The sequence below is a fragment of the Streptomyces sp. PsTaAH-137 genome (assembly GCF_003259365.1).
In the GTDB taxonomy this organism is placed as follows: Bacteria; Actinomycetota; Actinomycetes; order Streptomycetales; family Streptomycetaceae; genus Streptomyces.
Genome location: NZ_QLLY01000024.1, coordinates 86,753 through 105,893 on the forward strand (window position 1 = coordinate 86,753; position 19,141 = coordinate 105,893).

Annotated in this window: 20 protein-coding genes; 11 read left to right on the plus strand and 9 right to left on the minus strand. The window is 68.2% G+C overall.

The genetic code is table 11. The annotated features are described in order from the left end of the window. The first annotated feature begins 36 nt into the window (after positions 1 to 36). Entirely contained in the window at positions 37 to 837 is an 801-nt protein-coding gene (locus K377_RS36455; RefSeq protein ID WP_111667924.1) for an SDR family NAD(P)-dependent oxidoreductase, read from the plus strand. A 118-nt stretch (positions 838 to 955) separates the two neighbouring features. On the opposite strand, the gene K377_RS36460 is transcribed toward K377_RS36455, so the two are convergent. Beyond that, positions 956 to 1,537, minus strand: coding sequence for a TetR/AcrR family transcriptional regulator (locus K377_RS36460; protein WP_181512738.1), 582 nt, complete (start codon positions 1,535 to 1,537; stop codon positions 956 to 958). Positions 1,538 to 2,555: 1,018 nt separating this feature from the next. Here K377_RS36460 and K377_RS42920 point away from each other — a divergent pair. The 6 genes from K377_RS42920 (at position 2,556) to K377_RS36490 (ending at position 7,417) form a co-directional block, all read left to right on the plus strand. After that, the gene (locus tag K377_RS42920) at positions 2,556 to 2,882 is read left to right on the plus strand and encodes an HU family DNA-binding protein (RefSeq protein WP_111667926.1); all 327 of its coding nucleotides are present in this window, start codon (positions 2,556 to 2,558) and stop codon (positions 2,880 to 2,882) included. 348 nt (positions 2,883 to 3,230) lie between these two features. Further along, entirely contained in the window at positions 3,231 to 3,617 is a 387-nt protein-coding gene (locus K377_RS36470; protein WP_161194966.1) for an STAS domain-containing protein, read from the plus strand. Positions 3,618 to 3,670: 53 nt separating this feature from the next. Continuing rightward, on the plus strand, positions 3,671 to 4,036 hold the full coding sequence (locus K377_RS36475; RefSeq protein ID WP_111667928.1) for an ATP-binding protein: 366 nt from the start codon (positions 3,671 to 3,673) through the stop codon (positions 4,034 to 4,036). A gap of 331 nt (positions 4,037 to 4,367) precedes the next feature. Continuing rightward, positions 4,368 to 4,610, plus strand: a complete 243-nt coding sequence (locus tag K377_RS36480; RefSeq protein WP_111667929.1) for a DUF6411 family protein — start codon at positions 4,368 to 4,370, stop codon at positions 4,608 to 4,610. A 171-nt stretch (positions 4,611 to 4,781) separates the two neighbouring features. Next, entirely contained in the window at positions 4,782 to 5,192 is a 411-nt protein-coding gene (locus K377_RS36485) for an STAS domain-containing protein (RefSeq protein WP_161194967.1), read from the plus strand. Continuing rightward, entirely contained in the window at positions 5,189 to 7,417 is a 2,229-nt protein-coding gene (locus K377_RS36490) for a GAF domain-containing SpoIIE family protein phosphatase (RefSeq protein ID WP_111667931.1), read from the plus strand. The genes K377_RS36485 and K377_RS36490 overlap by 4 nt, the downstream gene beginning before the upstream one ends. A gap of 456 nt (positions 7,418 to 7,873) precedes the next feature. Here K377_RS36490 and K377_RS36495 read toward each other — a convergent pair whose 3' ends face one another. Continuing rightward, on the minus strand, positions 7,874 to 8,077 hold the full coding sequence (locus tag K377_RS36495; protein ID WP_111667932.1) for a cold-shock protein: 204 nt from the start codon (positions 8,075 to 8,077) through the stop codon (positions 7,874 to 7,876). A gap of 344 nt (positions 8,078 to 8,421) precedes the next feature. Between K377_RS36495 and K377_RS36500 the strand changes: the two genes are divergently transcribed. The 3 genes from K377_RS36500 to K377_RS36510 are packed head-to-tail and all read left to right on the plus strand — an operon-like array spanning position 8,422 to position 11,534. Then, positions 8,422 to 10,041, plus strand: a complete 1,620-nt coding sequence (locus tag K377_RS36500; protein WP_111667933.1) for a PP2C family protein-serine/threonine phosphatase — start codon at positions 8,422 to 8,424, stop codon at positions 10,039 to 10,041. Beyond that, entirely contained in the window at positions 10,038 to 11,147 is a 1,110-nt protein-coding gene (locus K377_RS36505) for a B12-binding domain-containing protein (RefSeq protein ID WP_111667934.1), read from the plus strand. The genes K377_RS36500 and K377_RS36505 overlap by 4 nt, the downstream gene beginning before the upstream one ends. A gap of 21 nt (positions 11,148 to 11,168) precedes the next feature. Then, positions 11,169 to 11,534 carry an STAS domain-containing protein gene (locus tag K377_RS36510; protein WP_111667935.1) on the plus strand — a complete coding sequence of 122 codons (366 nt, stop codon included), beginning with the start codon at positions 11,169 to 11,171 and terminating at the stop codon, positions 11,532 to 11,534. A gap of 28 nt (positions 11,535 to 11,562) precedes the next feature. On the opposite strand, the gene K377_RS36515 is transcribed toward K377_RS36510, so the two are convergent. After that, the gene (locus tag K377_RS36515) at positions 11,563 to 13,392 is read right to left on the minus strand and encodes a SpoIIE family protein phosphatase (RefSeq protein WP_343238084.1); all 1,830 of its coding nucleotides are present in this window, start codon (positions 13,390 to 13,392) and stop codon (positions 11,563 to 11,565) included. 243 nt (positions 13,393 to 13,635) lie between these two features. On the opposite strand from K377_RS36515, the gene K377_RS36520 reads away from it, so the two are divergent. Continuing rightward, a complete protein-coding gene (locus K377_RS36520; RefSeq protein WP_111667937.1) occupies positions 13,636 to 14,499 on the plus strand; it encodes an alpha/beta fold hydrolase in 864 nt (287 codons plus the stop codon). A 165-nt stretch (positions 14,500 to 14,664) separates the two neighbouring features. On the opposite strand, the gene K377_RS36525 is transcribed toward K377_RS36520, so the two are convergent. From K377_RS36525 to K377_RS36550, 6 genes are read right to left on the minus strand one after another with little or no spacing between them, the layout of a single operon-like run. Beyond that, a complete protein-coding gene (locus K377_RS36525; RefSeq protein ID WP_111667938.1) occupies positions 14,665 to 15,132 on the minus strand; it encodes a gas vesicle protein K in 468 nt (155 codons plus the stop codon). A gap of 35 nt (positions 15,133 to 15,167) precedes the next feature. Then, entirely contained in the window at positions 15,168 to 15,377 is a 210-nt protein-coding gene (locus tag K377_RS36530) for a gas vesicle protein (protein WP_111667939.1), read from the minus strand. Then, positions 15,374 to 16,318 carry a GvpL/GvpF family gas vesicle protein gene (locus K377_RS36535; protein ID WP_111667940.1) on the minus strand — a complete coding sequence of 315 codons (945 nt, stop codon included), beginning with the start codon at positions 16,316 to 16,318 and terminating at the stop codon, positions 15,374 to 15,376. Before K377_RS36535 ends, K377_RS36530 begins: the two co-directional genes overlap by 4 nt. Then, on the minus strand, positions 16,315 to 17,058 hold the full coding sequence (gene gvpJ, locus K377_RS42925) for a gas vesicle protein (protein ID WP_375605989.1): 744 nt from the start codon (positions 17,056 to 17,058) through the stop codon (positions 16,315 to 16,317). Before gvpJ ends, K377_RS36535 begins: the two co-directional genes overlap by 4 nt. A 23-nt stretch (positions 17,059 to 17,081) precedes the next feature. Then, entirely contained in the window at positions 17,082 to 18,269 is a 1,188-nt protein-coding gene (locus tag K377_RS36545; protein ID WP_111667941.1) for an SRPBCC family protein, read from the minus strand. Beyond that, entirely contained in the window at positions 18,262 to 19,107 is an 846-nt protein-coding gene (locus K377_RS36550) for a hypothetical protein (RefSeq protein WP_111667942.1), read from the minus strand. Before K377_RS36550 ends, K377_RS36545 begins: the two co-directional genes overlap by 8 nt. Positions 19,108 to 19,141 lie beyond the last annotated feature (34 nt).

The window sequence follows — 19,141 nt, forward strand, 5'->3', positions numbered from 1 at the left end:
GTCACAGTGTGGGGGAGCCAGAGACAAGGACACACCATGAACCTGAATCTGACCGGCAAGCGCGCGCTCGTCACCGGATCGAGTGGCGGGCTGGGAGAGGCCACCGCGAAGTTGCTGGCGGCCGAGGGCGCCTCACTCGTCATCCACGGCCGGGACAAGGAACGGACCGAGCGCGTCGCGCAGGAGATTCGTGACGCGGGCGGCACCGCCACCACGGTCCTTGGCGACCTGGCCGATGACACGGCTGCCGGCGAAGTTGCCCGGGCGGCCACGGTAGACGGCCCCGTCGACATCCTCGTCAACAACGCCGGCTTCTACCGGCACCTGTCGTGGGCCGAGGCGATTCCTGACGAGTGGCGTGACACCTACAATGTCAACGTGGTTTCCGGGGTGCGGATGATCCAGCACCTCGTGCCCGCCATGCGCGAACGTGGCTGGGGCCGAGTCGTCACCATCGGCGGTGGCCTCGCTTCCCAGCCGATGAACACCCACCCGCAGTACAACGCCACCCTCGCCGCTCGGCACAACCTCGCCACATCGCTGGCCCGTGAACTGAAGGGCACCGGTGTCACCTCGAATGTGGTGTCGCCGGGCGCCATCCTCGTCGAGGCCACCAAAGAACTCGTCACCAACATCGGCCCTGCCCGCGGTTGGGGCGAGACCTGGGACGAGATCCGCCCCAACGCGGTCAACGCACTGATCCCCAATGACCAGGAGCGCTTCGGCGAGCCGGACGAGATCGCCGGAGCAGTGGCGTACCTGTGCAGCGACTACGCGCAGTACATCAGCGGCGCCACCATCCGCGTCGATGGCGGACTGATCCGCTCTGCCTTCTGAAACCCGGAAAGCGGCGACAGGGCGGTGCGCGTGCCTTTCGGTACGCGCACCGCCCTGTCGGGAGGGTGCGCCTGGGCGCGGGCCGCATCCAGCGTGACGGCGCTACGTGTAGGACACGCTAGGCGCCGGAGTCATTGACGAGAGGTTCAAGCATCCTCGCCAGCAAGGTGGCGACCTCGCCGTCATCGGCGGCAGCGAGTGCGCTGGTACCCACTACCGACCGCATGAGCCAGGTTCCGGCTACCAAGGCCAGCCCGAGCTGAGCCCGAACCTCCGGCAGGGGCCCCTCCAGGAGCCCCGCCAGCCGGGCACCCACATGCGCCTCGATGCCGTTGCGCAGGGCGTCAGTCGCCTCCGGATCCGGCACCGAGCGCAGCATCAACAGGAATGGGTCCAACTCCGGCGCCCCCACTCCGGTCCGGCTGGCAAGCGTCTGCGCGATGGCCCGAGACAGAGCACCTCGCTCTTCACCGACCACCGTCGGGGGTCCGAAAACCCGGTCCACCGCTTCCGCGAACAGTCGATCCTTGGAGCCGAAGTAGCGGTTGATCATCATCGCCGTCACCCCGGCCCGCTCGGCGATCTGCCGGACGCCCGCCCTCGCGTAACCGTGCTGGGTGAACTCCACCACGGCCGCGGCGAGAATGGCTTCCCGTGTCGCGGCACCATCACGCTTGCGACCGGTCTGTACAGCACTCATGGCCGAAGGATATCGGGACGCCCGACCTCGGCCGGGTCTGACGTTCTTCAGGCGCCGGTCCGTGTCCCGGTCTACCGTGCGGCAGCCGCCAGCGTCGTCGGTCTGCTCACCCCGGCCTTCGGCACAACTGCACGCAGCACACTGGCGTCGCAGGAACACGCGGCGCCGGGAGGGAGGGAATGCGCTTTGGGTGGCCGCAGGAGGGCACCGCGAGCGGCGTCCTGTGCGCCAGGCAGGGGTGAGGTTGGTCAGCCGCTGAGGTGGATCGTGGTGAGGGGCGACACCCCCGGGGACGTCTCCCCGCAGCTGAGGACGAAACCGTCTACGCCGCCCGACTGCCTCCGCGCCGCCGAGGGGTGAACGAAGGAACACCCACTACCTCCGGCGCCTCATCCACGTACCCGTCGGGATAGACGGGAGCCACGAACAAGTCCTGCCACTGCGGCTTCGGCCCGCTCGCCACCCGATGACCCGACACCGTCTCCACGCGCTGACGCTGAACCATTTCCCGCACGCGCTACCTCACTCACCCAAGAATTCGACCGCCGCGGTATCACGCGGCCCCAGCTGCACAGCAGCCTAAGTAACAGTGTCCTGTCGGACCCCAGAACTAACATCACACCCAGGACCGACGCACCCGATTTTCCCTCGGACCTCATCGACGCACAGCGAGAAATCCTCCAGCTCCCGACCAGCCTGCACGCACTGCAGGACAAGCTGGCCTGGTCACGCGAACTCAGGGACGCCTGAAGAGTCGAGGCATCCGAGCCGGGCGAGATCACGGAAGCGACATGACCGCCGGGGCCTCTCTCCGGGACGCGTGAGACATCTGCGTGTTCGTGCTCGTCGATTGCATCCGGGGGCGCCGCATTTCCCTGGTGCTGTGTTGCTGCGGCAGTTCGGGGCATTTCGGCGCCGGCGCGTCCGAGGCGCTGTCGGTGGTGGGTGACAGCATGGGTCGCTTGATCTGTACCCCGTCTCGTGTGATGGGGTTTTCGATGCTTTAGGTAGTTTGGGTGTGAACCGTAGTGAGCTGGTGGCCGCGCTGGCCGAGCGTGCCGAGGTAACGCAGAAGGACGTCGATGCTGTGCTGAACGCCTTGGCGGCCACGGTCGGCGGCGGGGTGGCCAAGGGCGACGAGAAGGTCACTGTTCCAGGCTTACTCACCTTCGAGAGGGCGCTGACCGTGCGGCGTGGCCCACCATGGCATGGCGACCACCTCGACGTGCCGGCGACACGAGCCAGCACGAGGCGAGCGTGTCGGACGACCGAGGGGTTCAGCACCGTGTGGGTGGTTCTTCCGGCCTCGGGCTCGCCGACACCCTGCTGGAACCATGAGAGATGACGACGGACCTCTCCCCGAGCCGCCTGGCCGGCCCCACCCAGCAGCAAGTCCCCGGGCAGCACCTCTGACCATTTCGAGCGGTCGGTAGGAACACCGGGCCCTCCAGGTGTCCCTGGGCGTCACGCCCCATCGTCAGGTGAACGACGAGTGCCCCGGTACCGGCTGATGTCGCTGACTGATCCACGACGGTGTGAGGTTTCAGGAGCTCGTCTCTCGGGACGATCCTGGAGTCACCTCAAGCAGCCGTCGGGCGCCCCATCCTCCAGGGCGCCCCTTACGCCTTGAGGTATGCAGGCAGGCCTTCGACTCCGTCGCGATCGGTACGTGCGCGTGGGAGAGGATGACCCCATGTCTGAACAGCACTACTCGTCCAGTCCAGTCGTATCGAACGGGCCCTCCGGCCCGACGTGGCTCCTGGTACTCGCCGGAGACGCCGATCCGGAGTTTGCGGACGAGATGGAGACCGCATTCGCGCGGGCGGAGCGTGAGAGCGCCGGCCTGCTGTTCACCGTTGACGTCGGCGCCCTGCGATTCTGCGACTCCGCCCTGCTGAATCTCCTCCTGATCACGGCCCGCCGACGCACGGTTGTACTGGCCGGGGAGAACGCCTTCATGCAGCGCATGCTTGAGGTGACAGGAGTCGGCGGCGCCTTCACTGTCGTCTCGGACGCGGACGCCGCCCGCAGACTGGCGGCAGGCCCGCGTGATGGCGGCGAGTCAGTGACCGGAGTGTGAGGGAGCGTGTAGAGGGCACGCGAACGGGACACACCGGACGCAAAGGGCCCACTATGTTCACCACCAACTCGACACGGGCGTCCATCACGCAGGCGCGTCGGCAGGTGACGGAACATTTGACGGCATCCGGTGTGCCAGCAGATCTGGAGGCAGTGCAGCTGGTGGTGAGCGAGCTGGTCACCAACGCCGTCCGCCACACGCCGGACGGCTCCTGGACCCTCAACGTCACCGTCGACGGCGACCAACTCACCATCGACGTCTGCGACAGCGACATGACACCGCCCCACCGGCGAGCCGGAGACCTGGAGGACGGCCGCGGTGGACTCGGCCTTCCTCTGATCGAGTCGCTTTGCGACAACACCGAAACCACCATCACCGCAACAGGCAAAACTGTCACAGCCCTCTGGAAGATCGCCTAGGGAGAGGGAGCGCTCGGCTCATCCCTCGCTTGGATTGCGATCAATCCACTCACGCTGCGATGGACCGGACCGGAATTCTCGGGACGTGTCCGACGTCCAGCACGCCCTCCTTGCCGGCACCCGGCGGTGAACCGACCTCTCTCCGAGCCGTCTCGCGGGCCTCACTCACCAAGGCCCCGGTCAGCACCCCTGACTTGGGCGGTCAGTGGGGTCACCAAGCCCTCCAGGCATACCTCGCCTGACAGAACGTCGTGGTCTGCCGATCAGTAGTGGGTATGGGCTGCCGGCTCGGGGGCATCCGGCATGGACGCCTCAATCGAAGGAGTCTGTCGTGATCATTGTCGGTATCGTCGCGGTCTGCCTGGTCCTGGCCGTACTCGCCTTTCTCGTTCCGCGCCTGTCGCGTCACCCCGAGCGCGGTACCCAGCGCACCCTGGGGGCAGGATCGCGGGCAGGCAGCAAGGCCCCCGGCGTTCTGGGACGGATCTTCAGCAAGCCGTTCCGCAGCAGTTCCAAGGCCGTGGGCCGCAGCGGTTCCGCCGGCCGCCGGGCCCGAGGCCACATGCCCTTCTGAATCGATCAGCCCCCAGCGAGGGTCCAACGGCACGATCGCAGGAAACGACTTGTCGGCCAAATGACCGTTGCCCCGTCCGGCGGCCCAGCGTGGAGTGGACGGCCTTGACGATCAGCCCCACCTACGATGGGCACGGATTTCAAGCGGAGCTTCATACGGAGGAATCGGCGGGTGTTCTCGGTACAGGTGACGCGTAGGCCGCAGGGCGGGGTGCTGGTTCTTCGCGGAGAACTCGACTACGACAGTGCGGTGCAGGTGCACGAGGCCGCCGAGCAGGAGCTGGCGCTCGGACGGGCGGGTGGTCCTGTCGTGATCGACTGCGATGCCTTGTCGTTCTGTGACTCCACCGGGATCAGCGCTCTGCTGCGGTTGCGCCAGCAGCTGGGTGAGCAGGACCGGGAGCTGCGGCTGGCGACTGTACCCAGGAGCATAGTGCGGCTGTTCGCCGTAACAGGGCTTGATCAGGTGTTCGCCGTCTACGCCGACACGGGCCACGCTCTGAGCGCTGGTTCCGGCGGGCCGGACACCAGACGCGGCGAACTGAACGGCTCGGTCGAGCCAAATGAGAGGCAGGGACCATGACGAGCGAGCCGGGCTCGGGGGGCTCCCCGTTTGCCGGGACGGCGGACGCTGGTCTCGCTCCTGCGGCCGCCGAGGGAGACCACGACCTGCGGATGCTGTTCGGGCGCTCGTCGGCCGTGTTCGCGTCTATGGCAGGGCCCGCGCACATGCTGGAGAACGCGAACGCGACGTTCTTCACCACCATCGGCGGACCGGAGCGTGCTCGTACCGGAGTGCCGCTGGGGCAGCTGATGCCGGAGCTGGTCGAGCAGGGCTTCATCGCGCTGCTGGACCGTGTCTATCGCACCGGTGTCGCCTACACCGGTCGCGAGGTGCGCGTGGTGCTGGGCGAAGGCTCGCAGGCGCGGGAGACCTTCTTCGATTTCACGTACGAGCCACGACTGGATTCCGGCAGCAATGTCACAGGCGTCCGCTTGATCGGTGTGGAGACCACGCAGGTCAAGCAGGCTCAGCGTCTTGCGGCTGAGCATCGGGCGTTGTTGGAGCAGATCGCGCGCCAGGCACCGCTGCCCGATGTGCTGGACGGCATGGCCCGTGTGATCGAGGAGTTGGCGCCCGAAGAGGTCCTCGTGTCGGTGTTGCTGGCCGATCCGGACGGTCTGCACCTGCGGCACGGTGCGGCTCCGAGCCTGCCCGCCTTCTACAACGAGGCCATCGACGGGATCGCCACCGGAGACGGAGTCGGCTCCTGCGGCACCGCCGCCCACCGCCGCCAGCCGGTGATCGTTTCCGACATCGGTACCAACCCGTTCTGGGAGGACTTTCGGGACCTCGCCGTCAAGGCCGGTCTGGCAGCATGCTGGTCCACACCGATCCTGGCCCGCGACGGCTCGCTGCTCGGCACGTTCGCGATGTATCACCGGGTGCCGCGCTCGCCGCAGGAAGCGGACCTGGCCCTCGCCCGAGTCTTCGCCAGCACCGCTGCCCTGGCCGTCGAACGCCACCTCGCCGAAGAAGCACGCCGGACCGCCGAGGCCCGCGAGAAAGCCGCTCGAGACGACCTGGCCTTCCTCCTCGACGCCAGCACACATCTGTCGACGGATCTGAATGCGGCGCAGACCTTCCAGCGTCTGGCCCAGACCTGCATGCCGCGTCTGGCGCCGCTGTGTGCCGTCGACGTCGTCGAAGAGGGAAGGGTGCGCCGTATCTCCACCGCCGCCCCCACTCAGCGGGAGCGGGACCTCCTAGCCACCCACATCCCCGTCTACGACGCTGTCGACGACGCCGTGGCTCGCGTCCTGGCCTCGGGTACGACTGAGATCGCCCGGCGCACGCCGACCGGGCCGGGGCCCTGGCACGAGCTGAAGGTCACCGGCTACCTGTGCGTCCCGCTGCTGGACCGCGGCCGCGCATTCGGGACCATGACGCTGCTGTCCACCGGCGAGCACACCTTCGACGGCCACACCGTCGCCCTCGCCGAGGAACTGGCGCGCCGCGCATCCTCGGCCGCGCGAAACGCCCGCCAGTACACCCATCGCGCCGCGCTCGCCCGCGACCTGCAAGCCGGTCTCCTGCTGCCCGACCTGCCCCGCGTACCGGGCGCCGAGGTGGCCACCTACTACCACCCCGCCGGTGAGGGACTCGACATCGGCGGCGACTTCTACGACGTCTTTCCACTGGAGGACGGCTCCTGGGCCTTCATGCTCGGCGATGTGTGCGGCCGCGGCGCCATCGCCGCCACCACCACTGCCCTGGTCCGCCACACCGTCCGTGCCGTCGCGCCGCTCCTTCCAGGTCCCACGGCGGTGGTCGAAGCCATCAACCGGGCCCTGATCAACCGGCCTTCCAGCCACGGCACCGGATTCGTCACCCTCATCTACGGACGGCTCACCCCCACCGACGCCGGCCTTGATCTCGAACTCGTCCGCGCCGGACACGGACTGCCCCTCCATCTCGACGCCGGGGGACGCGTGCATCCCGTCGAGGCGGCCGGTTCTCTGCTCGGCATCGGCCCGCACCCCCGCCTCACCGCACGCCACCTCCACCTGCGGCCCCACGAGAGCTTGGTCCTGCACACCGACGGCATCACCGAAGCACGCCGCGCGGACGGTGAACAGTTCGGCGAAGACCGCCTCGCGCACGCCCTCACCGACTGCCCGCCGCACGCCGACGCACAAGCGGTGCTCGACGCCCTCACGGGGGCAGTCCACGCGTTCACAGGGGATCGCGGCATCGACGACGACCAGGCCGTCCTCGTCCTGACCGCCACCCACCCTGCTGGGTGAGCTCGTGCGCCGCTCGGCGCCTGTTTGTACGCGTTGCATCGCTGACCAGAGTCCCGGCCCAAGGGCCTGCCCGTCTTGGAGCGCAGCTGTCACCCTCAGCGGCCGCGCCACCGGTCCCGCCCGCGAACCCGCGGCTCATGGCTGTCGGAGCGGCCCCCATCGCTCGAAGGCGATGGGGGCCGCGTGGTGCGCCCGTCCGGGGTCTGGGGACTGAGACCGCCGCCGCTCGGGCGACTAGGTGCACGGCCACTCCGGCCGGCCCACGGTCTCGACGCGACCGCACTCGTACCCCCGCGCGGACTCTTCAGACGGCGGGTACGCCGATCTCTGACGCCGTGACCGCAGCGTCCGGCCGACAACTCTGGTGCCGGTCGGCCCGGGCGCCGGTGCGCCGGGAGGGCGGAGAGGGTGCCCGCCGGTCGCGGCGGGCACCCTCTCATGCTGTGCTTTCGGGTGTCAGCCGCGCACGATGTTCTCGGCCTGGGGGCCCTTCTGGCCCTGGGTGATGTCGAAGGTGACCTTCTCGCCCTCGGTGAGCTCGCGGTAGCCGTTGCCGGAGATGTTGGAGTAGTGGGCGAAGACGTCGGCCCCGCCGCCGTCCTGCTCGATGAAGCCGAAGCCCTTTTCGCTGTTGAACCACTTCACGGTGCCGCTGGCCATACTGCAATCCTTCACATCACCCGAGGCTCTCAACAGAGGCCCGGAATCCACACGCACCCCCGTTCGGGGTGCTTCGGATCCCATCCTGCCCCACGAGCGACGCAGATAGCCGTCGATCACGCCGAGACCGAAACTGGAGCACTCACGAACGGGCTTCCGGGCAGGTCGCCCGAGGCGCGGGACGGCGTTGAGCGTGACCGCTGCTGCAACGCCGCCTCCGCACGCGCGCCCACAGGCATCCACGCTCGTTGTACAAGCAAGCAGAAAGAGAGGATGGTTGCAGGCAGACAACAGTTTCCATCGTCGTATTGAGAGGTGCAGACCCGCACGAAGTGGGTCTTCATATGGTTTTCACCCCGGCGGATGTCCGTGCCGGCGCCTTGGGCGTGGTGTCAGCGTCCTCAGCGCCCTATCCAGTCGTGCTCGTGGACTCGGACGGGTACGTTCTCGATGCCAACACAGCAGCCCGCGACGCGCTGGCCAGCTATCACGATGGCCAGCCGGCCCTGCCCGGATGGCTCGTGGCGGCCTCGATGCCCGGGGCCGTGAGCCCAGCATCCGGTCCGGTCGGTGACCGCTTCTTCTCCGCCCACCCGACCGCGATCGATTCCGGCGCGACCGCCTGGTGGCTGCTGGAGGAGACGGACCACCGTCACACGGCCGGTGAACTGCACGCCCAGCGCAGCAACGCCGAATTCCTGATCTCCGCATCCAGCGCACTGCTGGCGTCGCTGAACCTGGAACGGTGCATGGAGACCACCGCACGTCTGGCCGCCGAGCACTTGGCGGACGCGGCTGTGGTGCTGGCTCCCGGCCGAAGCCAGCGACTCCCTCTGGTCGCATGTGACCAGTACGGTCAGGTCAGCCGGAGCAAGGTCGCACAGACTCCGGACACGATGCCAGGACTGACGGAGGCCCTGCAGGGCTTCCCGCCACTGCCGGCACGGTGGATCGATCCTTCCGAGGTGCCCGAGTGGATCGTTCCCGAGGGATTCGGTCCGGTGGGATCCTTGGCCATAGCGCCGCTTCCCGGTCACGGAGTCGCTGCGGGCGCCTTGGTCCTGCTGCGTCACGCCGAGAAGCCCGCCTTCAGTGAGGTCGACGAAGAATTGGGCAGGCTGTTCGCGGCCCGCGCGGGCGCGGCGATGTCAGCGGCTCGCCTGTACGCAGAGCAGGACGCCGTCACCCAGGTCCTCAAGCGGGAGCTGCTGGCGCCCGAGCTGGTCCAGGTGCGGGGCGTGGAGTTTGCCGGCGGTTACCGCTCCAGTCAGGACGCCGACCAGATCGGTGGTGACTTCTACGACGTCCACCCGGCTGCGGACGAAGACGGAGAGACGTTCGCTCTGCTGGGAGACGTGTCGGGAAAGGGCCTCGAGGCGGCCGTCCTGACGGGAAAGATCCGCAACACGCTGCACGCTCTGCACACCCTGTCGGACGACCACCAGCAGGTCCTCGGCCTGCTCAACGACACCCTGCTCAGCCGCCGAGGACCGATGCGGTTCGCCACGCTCGTGCTGGCCTCGGCGCGACGTGAGGGATCGGACGTCGTGCTGCGACTGACTTCCGGCGGCCATCCCGTTCCGCTCATCGTGCGACGCGATGGCCGGGTGGAGGAAGCGGCGACGTCCGGCAGTCTGATCGGCGCGCTGCCGCGGATCACGTCCTCGACCGCGACAGTCCGGCTGTCTCCGGGCGAATCGTGCGTGCTCTACACCGACGGCGTCACCGAGGCACGCGGTGGCCGCCGAGGTGACGCCATGTTCGGCGAGGAGCGACTCCAACGGCTTCTTCAGGGCTGCGCGGGCATGCCCGCGGAAGCGGTTGTCGAACGCATTCAGATGACTGTCGCGCAGTGGATCGGAAAGGGAAAACACGACGACATCGCCGTCATGGCGATCACCGCACCCCGCTCGCATCATCTGACGGCAGTCGACGGAACCACCCCAGGCAGGTACACCGCATGACCACCTCTCCTTCCGCTCGCCGTCACGAGCAGGAACCGGCCCATCGCATCGGGGCCCGCGCCCGCGAAGCCACCGGCAGCGAGCGCGCCCAGCCGTGGGCGGACAAGCTGTGGAACGCGGTGCGCTCCTGGGACGAGTACGACGCCCTCGACGTCGTACGAGGAGCGCTGGACGCCGGCCTGGAAGCCGAATCGGTGCTGTTGGACGTGATCGGTGCGGCCCAGCATCACGTGGGCATCGAGTGGGCCGCGAACCGGATGAGCGTGGCTGACGAACACACCGCCACTGCCATCAACGAACGCGCCGTCGCGGCCCTGCCCACCCCTCGGCCCGCGGACGAGCGGGGCCGCATCACGGTGGCGTGCGTGGATGAGGAATGGCACGCGCTGCCCGCGCGGATGCTCGCCGAGACACTGAAACTGCGCGGCTGGCGCGTCGACTACCTCGGAGCCCAGGTACCCACCGGCCACCTGGTCTCCCACATCACCCGCAGCAACCCCGACCTGGTCTGCCTGTCCAGCTCCATCCCGACCCGTCTGCCGATGGCTCACCAGGCGATCACCGCCTGCCAGGGCGCGGGCGTGCCCGTCATGGCCGGCGGCGCCGCCTTCGGCCACGACGGCCGCTATGCCCGCATCCTGGGCGCCGACACCTGGGCCTCCGAGGCCCGGTCCGCGGCCGACCAGCTCGCCCACGCGCTCCCCACACGCCCGCAGGTGCCACGGCTGACCGTCAACGATCTGCCGCACCTGGAAGACCAGGAATACACGTACGTCAGCCGCTCCAGCGTTCGGCTGCTGGCCCATACCTTCGACGGCCTGGAAGAACGCTTCCCGGCCATGAAGGACTACAGCGACGACCAGCGTGAGCGCACCGAGGAGGACCTGGGGCAGATCATCGACTTCCTCACCGCCGCCCTCTACATGAACGAGGCGGACATCTTCACCGGCTTCCTCGCATGGACCGCCGAGATCCTGGAAGTACGCCATGTGCCGGCACGCTCTATGCTGCCCGCCCTGGACCTACTGGCCGAGCAGCTGCGCGACTACCCCCGCGCGTTGCATATCCTCCATGCCGGGAAGATGACCCTGGCCTCCGCCAACTGACGACGACACGCTGGACAGGTAGTGACGACCTCCTCTGATCCCCGCAGCAGCAGCAGCAGCACCGCCCCGGCCACGGGCAGCGTGCACGACCTTCTCCTGACCGTGCGCGGGGAACTCGACTACGCCTCCAGCCCCGAACTGCTCGACCAGGCCGCCGAAGCACTGCACCACCGAGGAGAGTCGACAGACATGGCCGTCGACTGTCAGGAGCTCACGTTCATCGACTCTGTCGGACTGTCTGCCCTGCTGGAAATCCACCGCGACGCCGCTGCCGTCGGCGTCGCGGTTCATGTGACCGGAGTCGGGCCGAGACTCGAAAAGATCCTGCGGACCACCGGCACCTACACGCACCTCACCGGCCACGACCCGACCGAACCCACCGACTGAGAGCCGGCCGGTCGGGGCCGTCGCACGCTCAGGTGACACGCAGGGCGAACAGCACCACATCGTCACAGTGGTCGTCACCGGCAAGGGTGTCGGCGAGCGTGCGGAGCAACGGCTCCACTTCCCCGCCCCAATCGGCGATTGCCTTCAGGTGAAGTGCCGCGAGTGCCGTGCCCTGCTCAACATCGCGGCTGCGATGCTCGACGAGCCCATCGGTGTGAAGGAGCAGTACGTCACCGGGGAGCAGGACGCGCTCATGGACCGTGCGTCCATCGGGCGGCATCAGCCCGGGAAACATCAGCCGGTCGTGCTCGGCCAGATACTCGATATCCCGGTTCGGGCGGGCCAGCAGCGGAGCGGGATGACCGGCATTGGTCCACCGAAGCTGCCAGCGGCCGTCCGCCTGCGGCATCAGGTGAGCGTGAACCAGAGTGCCGCTGATACCCGTGTCCAGTTGCATGTTGGCGTACTCAAGTGACGTGACAGCCGACGCGGGGCTGCCGGAACGGTCCATGTCGGCCTGACGGAGCATGCTGCGGGCCTGCCCCATCAGCGTAGCCGCGTGCATGCTGTGGCCGGTCACGTCTCCGACCGTGAAGGCCAGTGAACGACCGTGTTTCCCCGCGGCCTCTGGAAGTCGGTAGGCGTCGTACCAATCGCCACCGACCATCTCTCCTTGCGCAGCCGGCCGGTACAGCGCCGCCAGTTCGAGACCGGGCACCGTGGGCAGTTCGGTGAGCATGGCCCGTTGAAGCTGGCGGGCAACGCTGATACGAGAATCGAGGTGCAGAGCCCGCTCCACCGCCATCGCCGTATACCCGGCGATCATTGTCAGTACGGCGCGCTCCTGGAGATTCACCTCGTGCGGCTCGTCCCACGCGACGACCAGCGCGCCCAAGGTGGGCTGTTGCGTGCCGGGCAAGGGCACGCACACCGCCGAGCGCAGACCCATGGCATCGAACACGGAGACGGTCTGCGGGTCGTAACCGTCGACAAGTGCCTGCCGGTCGGGAACGTCGACGACACGGTTCTCCCGTGCCGCCTGCGCCGAGGGCCACGCATCCCGCAAGTTGTAGAAGGGGACCGCCGCCTCCAGCGGCACGGGCCCCACCGCAGTGTCGACAGCCCGGTACAAAGCCCCCTGGTCCTCGCGTAGCGTCAGCCCCACGAATGCAGGCTTGAGGTCGCCGCTGACCAGCTCGCCGACCGTGTGCCGCACCTCCTCCAAGCCGGAGGTGTCCGCGAGCATCTCGGCTGCCCGCAGCAGCAACTCGAACCTGCCCAGCCGACCCTGCAGTTCAGCCTGTCCTGCACGCGCCCGCCCCGTCGCCTCCTCAGCCTCGTGCTGCGCCTGTTCCGCTCCGCGTCGCGCGTCATGGGCGCCTGCCTCACTGGTCCGCAGCGACACTTCCGCCGCGCACGCTGTGGCCAGGTCCCGCAGATTCTGCAGATTTCGGCCGCTCCAGGAACGTTCCGTGGAATCGACGGCAGCCAGAACGCCCAGCAGTTCTCCACGATCTCCGTACAAGGGGATCCCGGCAAACGCCTTCAACTCGGTGCCGGTCCCCGCTTGGTCCGAGATGGCTCCGCCGTCCAGGACGAGCAGTTCGTTACGACGAGCCACTTCCTCCAGCAGAGTCAGCAGACCAGGGTGCCGACGGCCCAACCCCGACGGGAGGCTCTCCACGACCTCTATCCGCACTCCGTATCCGCCAGGAGAGGCGACGGAGGCAATGACCGAACCGGACGCCCCCAGAACGTCAGCAATCAGTCGCGCAAAGTGCTCCACAAGTCCTCTCACCGTCCGCTCGACGACCGCTCTCCGGCGTCCTCTCAACTGGCGGACCCTACCGGACCACACGCAGCCAAAGCAGACTGGGCCCGAGCCTCACCGTGGGTGCGTCGTCAGCCGGCACGGCACCCGGGCCCCAAACTGCCGAACCGGTCGCCTCCCCAGAACTGCGCCCGGCCGCGTTCCCTGATGGCGACGGAACCGTGTGCTGACCGCGGTCAGCAGAGCGCATTTCTGCATCGGCGCCGCTCGGACTGCCGGGTTGCTGGGTACCTGCGCGGTGACGGTCGGCGCAAGTGGGGTGGTGTGGGGATGTTCGAGGGTTTTCGGCTTGAGCACGTTGATCTGGGAGATGTCACGCTGCGGGTGCGGCATGGGGGATCCGGGTGGCCGGTGGTGCTGCTGCACGGCCATCCACGGACCCACACCACCTGGCACCGGGTCGCCCGACGCCTGGTGGGGCGGTGCACCACGGTGGTGCCCGACCTGCGAGGCTACGGCGGGTCCTCGCTGCCGCCGGACGAGGCACGTCACCGTCAGTCCAGCAAGCGCGCGATGGCCCAGGATGTCGTCCAGCTCATGGAGCGCCTCGGTCACCACCGGTTCGCTGTCGTGGGCCACGATCGCGGTTCTCTCGTCGCTTTTCGCACCGCGATGGACCACCCTGGGCAGGTGTCCCACCTGGTGGTCATGGACGGTCTTCCGGTCGTCGAGCACCTCGAACGCATCGATGCCGACTTCGCGCAGGCGTGGTGGCACTGGTGGTTTCTGGGCCAGACCGACAAGCCTGCCGAGCGGGTGATCTGTGCCGACCCGCAGTCCTGGTATCGCACGCCACCGCCACAGGTCATGGGAGAGGGCAACCACGACGATCTGTGGGCGGCCCTGCGCGATCCGGACGTGGTGCACGGCATGTGCGAGGACTACCGGGCGGGACTGCACGCCGACCGGGAGGATGAGGAAGCGGACCGGGCCGAGGGACGCCAGGTCCAATGCCCGGCCATGCTCCTGGAATCGGCCCGCGATGACCTTGACATCCACGGCGACCCGGCTGCGATCTGGCAGCCCTGGCTCGCCAGGCCCGTCAAGCACCGTGTCATCGACTCGGGGCACCACCAGGCCGAGGAGGCACCTGAACAGGTAGCCGACGCCCTGCTCCGGTTCATCGACCTGTGACACGGCCTGCCTGAGGTTCCCCGGGTGAGGCACCTCCCCGGCGGCAGCGTGCATGGTGCGGCTGAATCGCTCGGCGGAATCGCCGCAGAAGGCCAGCGTGCTCGGATCGAACGCGAGGATACTGCCGTGCGCCCGGGGGCCTCGGAGACGGTGTCCGGGTGCGATTCAGGATTGGCCTGGGGGCAGTAGCGATCCCAGAGGGCCGAGGTCCAGGTTGAGGTCGCCCATCGTCAGGCCGTAGCGCTCGCACAGTTCGGTCATGCGGTCCTCGAGGATCATGAGGGTCATGCCGACTCGCTCTTCCTGGTCCTCCGAGAGGTCTCCTTGGTCGACGCGGTGGACCGCGGTGCGCTCCATGAGCTGGCGCAGGAGTTCCACGATGGTCAGAACCAGTTTGATGAGGTCGCGTTCGACGGTGTCGGGATCGGTTTCCAGGCGCCGTGCCGGTCCGTCCGCCACTCGGCTGTCTGCGTCCGGGGGTATGGGAAGCAGTCCGAAGGCGTCGGCCGCCGACTGTGCGACCTCTGCCAGCCGTTCGTCGGCCGACGCTGCGAAGGTCTCGGGCTGAGCGCCGTCGGCACTGCCCGCAGGATGCGCGGGAGTGGTGCCGTTGGGTGTGGGGCAGGCGGGCATAGCCGTCCTCCTATGCGTGGCGTGCTGGTTGTCGTTCACCACGGCGCGGGGCTGTCCGGAGTGATCGAGTGGATGACCGCGCGCAGGTTGACGCGTACGAGATCGACGTCTGCGATGGAGAGGACAAGGTCACCGGTGAGCACGGCTCCGCCGGTCAGGAGGCGGTCGAGGAGATCGATCAGAGCGATTTCTCGCCCTGCCGGGAGACTGTCCTCGAAACCGGTGGCGGTGAGGTCTTCGGTCACAGTGGATCACGGTCGGGCCCGGGTGCGGCTGTGGTCGTCTCCCGGGGAGGGGGAGGGCCGCCGTCGAAGTCGCTTCCCGCGGCGCGCGCGTCTTGGACGGTGTGATCGGCTTGCGCCCAGTCCGTGAACGAGTAGGGCACCCAAGGGCCTGTGACCTCGACGCTCACGCCAGTGACTGCTGCGTTCGACGAGGTGACCGCGGCGGCGAAGTCCGCGAGGTCGGCTCGCGCCACCAAGTACGCGTCGTTGACCAGGTTCTCGGCGCGGCGCGCGGTGAGTTGGGTGCCCTGAAGGCGGTGGGACACGTGGGCACGGGCGAATGCGCTGGCGCGGGTGCGTGCGTGGCGGGCAGCCTCACCCGCGGCGCGGTAGGTCGAGGCATGCCGGTCGCGTTGAGCGCGTCGTCGTTTGAGGTAGTCCCGGCCGGGGCTGTGCGGGCGAGGGGCTTCAGGCGTGGCGAGAGGCTCCTGGGCTGCGTCGGGATCCGCGTATATCTTGACGCCCATCTCGACGTGTTCCGCGAGCAGACGGAGCGCCCGGCAGAACGCGTCGGCACGGTCGGCCAGCATGACGAGCACCCCGGTGTCATCCATGTACACCGTCATCATGCGCAGCGGGAGCAGGGTGGTGAACGCTGCCGCGGTCTCGACGCATTCGTGGTGCGCGCGGGCCAACTCCTCCAAGCGGTCCAGGTCTTCGAGCTGTGCTTCCACGACGCCCGGCTCGAAGTCATCGCGCGGCACATCGGCTACCAGGGCGGTCAGCCCTTCCTCGTTGCGTATCAGACGTGGTGCCCCGAAGAAGGTGTCGAGTTCGAGGACACGCTGTTGCAGGGTCGCGTCGTCCTGGGCCACGGCGAAGACGTACACCAGAGTGGGGGGCGCGGGGGAGTGGGCGGAGCCGACAGGCCCAGGTGTTCGGTCGGTGCTGTGATGGGTCACTGCTCCGGATCTCCTTCCTTGCGAGGACGTCGCCGGACGGGGCCGGCCTCGGTTCGTCCTTCGCTCGCGGGGGCCTTCTTGCGGACCGGACGACTGCGCTGGGACCTGGCTGGCGCGTCCTGTGTCTCGTCGCTCTCCGCCGGCGTCCGGTCCTGGGGCGGGCGCGTCGTGGGTGTTCGGGCGGGCCTGCGCGCCGGGCTGCGGCGCCGCTTCGCGTCGGGTTCCGTGGCGTGCCTGTCGTCGTTCCTCCTGCGTTCCGGTGCCGGTTCGCGGGGCTGCGCCAGGTCCGTCGCAGGCGTCTCTGTGTCCTCGGGTGCTCGCGGATCGGCCGCGAGCGGTTCCGGCGGGACCTGCGCCCGGTCGGGGGCGGGGGACGGCAGGGCCTGGGCCGCGCGCAGCTGGGCCACTTCGGCCCGCAAGCGCTCGATCTCCATGGCCTGCCGTTCCCCGTCCGCGGTCGCCTCTCGGGGTGCTGGTCGCGCGCGCGACGAGAGTGACGGGTCGTGTTCCCACCAGTCGATGCCCATCTCCTTCGCCTTGTCGACGGAGGCGACCAGCAGCCTGAGTTTGATGGTGAGCAGCTCGATGTCGAGCAGGTTGATCTGGATGTCACCGGCGATGACGATGCCCTTGTCCAGAACACGTTCGAGGATGTCGGCCAGGTTGGCCGACGATCCCTGTGGGTTGGACAACGCTGCTGCGGCGGAGCCGCCCGTGCGAGCGGCGAATGGTTCGGACAAGGGTTACGCCTCCTGTCGGTCGGTCAGCGGCGTGCCGCTGCGGCGCGCCTGCGCCGAGTGGGCGCGTCGTCACGGTCCTGGTCGCCGTGGGCGGTCGCACGCGTGCCGGAGCGGTCGGCTCGCTCGCCGCCGCTCACGGGCCTGCGGGCCGCTGAGCTGGACTCGTCGTCCGCGTAGTCGTGGGAGTCCATGTCCTCCTCGCCGTCGGCGAGGTCTTCGAGCGTCTCCGCATGCGTGTCGTCGTACTCGCCGTTGTCGGCTTCGTCGTATGCGTCGTCGGCTGTGTCGTCGTATTCGTAGTCTTCGTCGTACTCCTCGTCGTCGTGTGCATCGTCCTCGTAGGTGTCGTCCGCGCTGTCAGGCTCGTCGCTTTCCTCGTCGGCGAGTGCCTGCTCGTGGTCGACGACGACCTCGCCGTCACGGATCTCACCGCGCCAGCCATCGGTGGCCTCACCGCGCATCATGATGAACTTGCGGTAGAGCTTGAGGTCCAGGCGGGCGCGACGGCCCTGGGCCCGCCAGATGTTGCCCGTCTTCTCGAAGAGCCCCTTGGGGAAGTACTCGAGGACGAGCAGCACCCGCGTCAGCCTGTCGTTGATGCGATGGAAGGTGACGACGCCCTTGACGGTGCCCTTGGCTCCCTCGGTGGTCCAGGAAATGCGTTCGTCGGGGATCTGCTCGGTGACGTTCGCCTTCCAGCTCCGGGTGGACTTGGCGACCTTGACCGTCCAGTTGCTGGTGGTGTCGTCGGCCTTCTCCACGTTCACGACGCCCTTGGCGAACGTGCTGAACTCCTGGAACTGGGTCCACTGGTCGTACGCTTCGCGGACCGGGACACCGACGTCGATGTCCTCGCTGATGAGGACCGACTTCGACTTGCCGCCGCCGGACTTGCGTCCCTTGCCGAACAGGCTCTTGACCTTGTCCGTGACCGCGTCCTTGGCGTGCGAGGTCCCTGCGGCAAGCGCGGCCTGCGCGGGCGACTTTCCCTTGCTCAGCGCCTGTCCGCCCTTGGCGAGGGATTTCATGAGGCCGCCGGAGCCGCTGCCTTCTCCCAGTCGTGCGGCTGTCTCGCCGAGTTTGTGGCCGAGAGAGCTGACGGTGTGCTGGGCCTGGGCCTCGACGTAGTCGACGAGCTCCTTCTTGAGCTGGTCGGTGGCGGGATTGTCCGCCACGCTCTTCTTGATCTGCGTGAAGGTCGAGTCAGCCACGGTCGTCCCCCTTCTGCTGTCGGCCGGTGCCCGTACGGGGGGTGCCGGCGGACTTCGTGCTGCGCTGGGTCGGGGTCTTCTTCCGCGTGCCCGCGGTGGCCGAGGAGGTGGAGCCCGACGTCTGGTTGCGCGAGCCGGGGGACGTGGGCCGGGAGGATGAGCCGGTGGCCGGGCGGCGGGATGCCGTGGACTTCGCGGGCGCCGCCTTCGCCGTTCCGGCGGATCGGGAGCGTCCACGGGATGTGGGCGCCGGGCGCTCTTCCTCGACACCCTCCTGATCGTCCTGCTCTTCCGGTTCGACCTGGCCGTCCTCAACTTCGGCCTCGTCAAGGTCGTCGCTCTCGTCCTCGCCGTAGGCGTCCTCGTCCTCGTACGGCGATGCCTCGTCGAACTCGATGTCGGCGTCGTCCTCGTCCCACGCCTCGTCACGATCGCGGCCGGCCTTGGTACCGGTGACGCTCCGCAGCGCCTCTGCCCCCTTCGCCTTCGTGGCCTTCTCTGCACGCTTGCCCGAATCCACGGTCTCCTCCGCGACCGCGTCGGGGTCGGACAGGCTGCGGGTGCGCTCGTGAAGCGAGTCGGACAGCCGCGACACGCGCTTGGTGAGGGCCGACGTGGCGGCTGATTTGGTCGCTCCTACCAGTTCGGATCGCACCTGCTCGTTGAGGCCCGAGAGCAGCGGGCTGGAGTTGGCCATCTTCAGGAGCTGTTGTGGGTCGAGGCTCAGCTTCTTGCCGGCCAGGAACATGCCGAGCCCGATGGCGAGTTTGGCCTTCTTGGTGCGGCCGAGAAGATAGCCGCCGACCAGGGCCGTGCCGATCTTGGCGTTGGACATCATGTGGTGAGCACCTCGCTGGTCATGTTCAAAACGA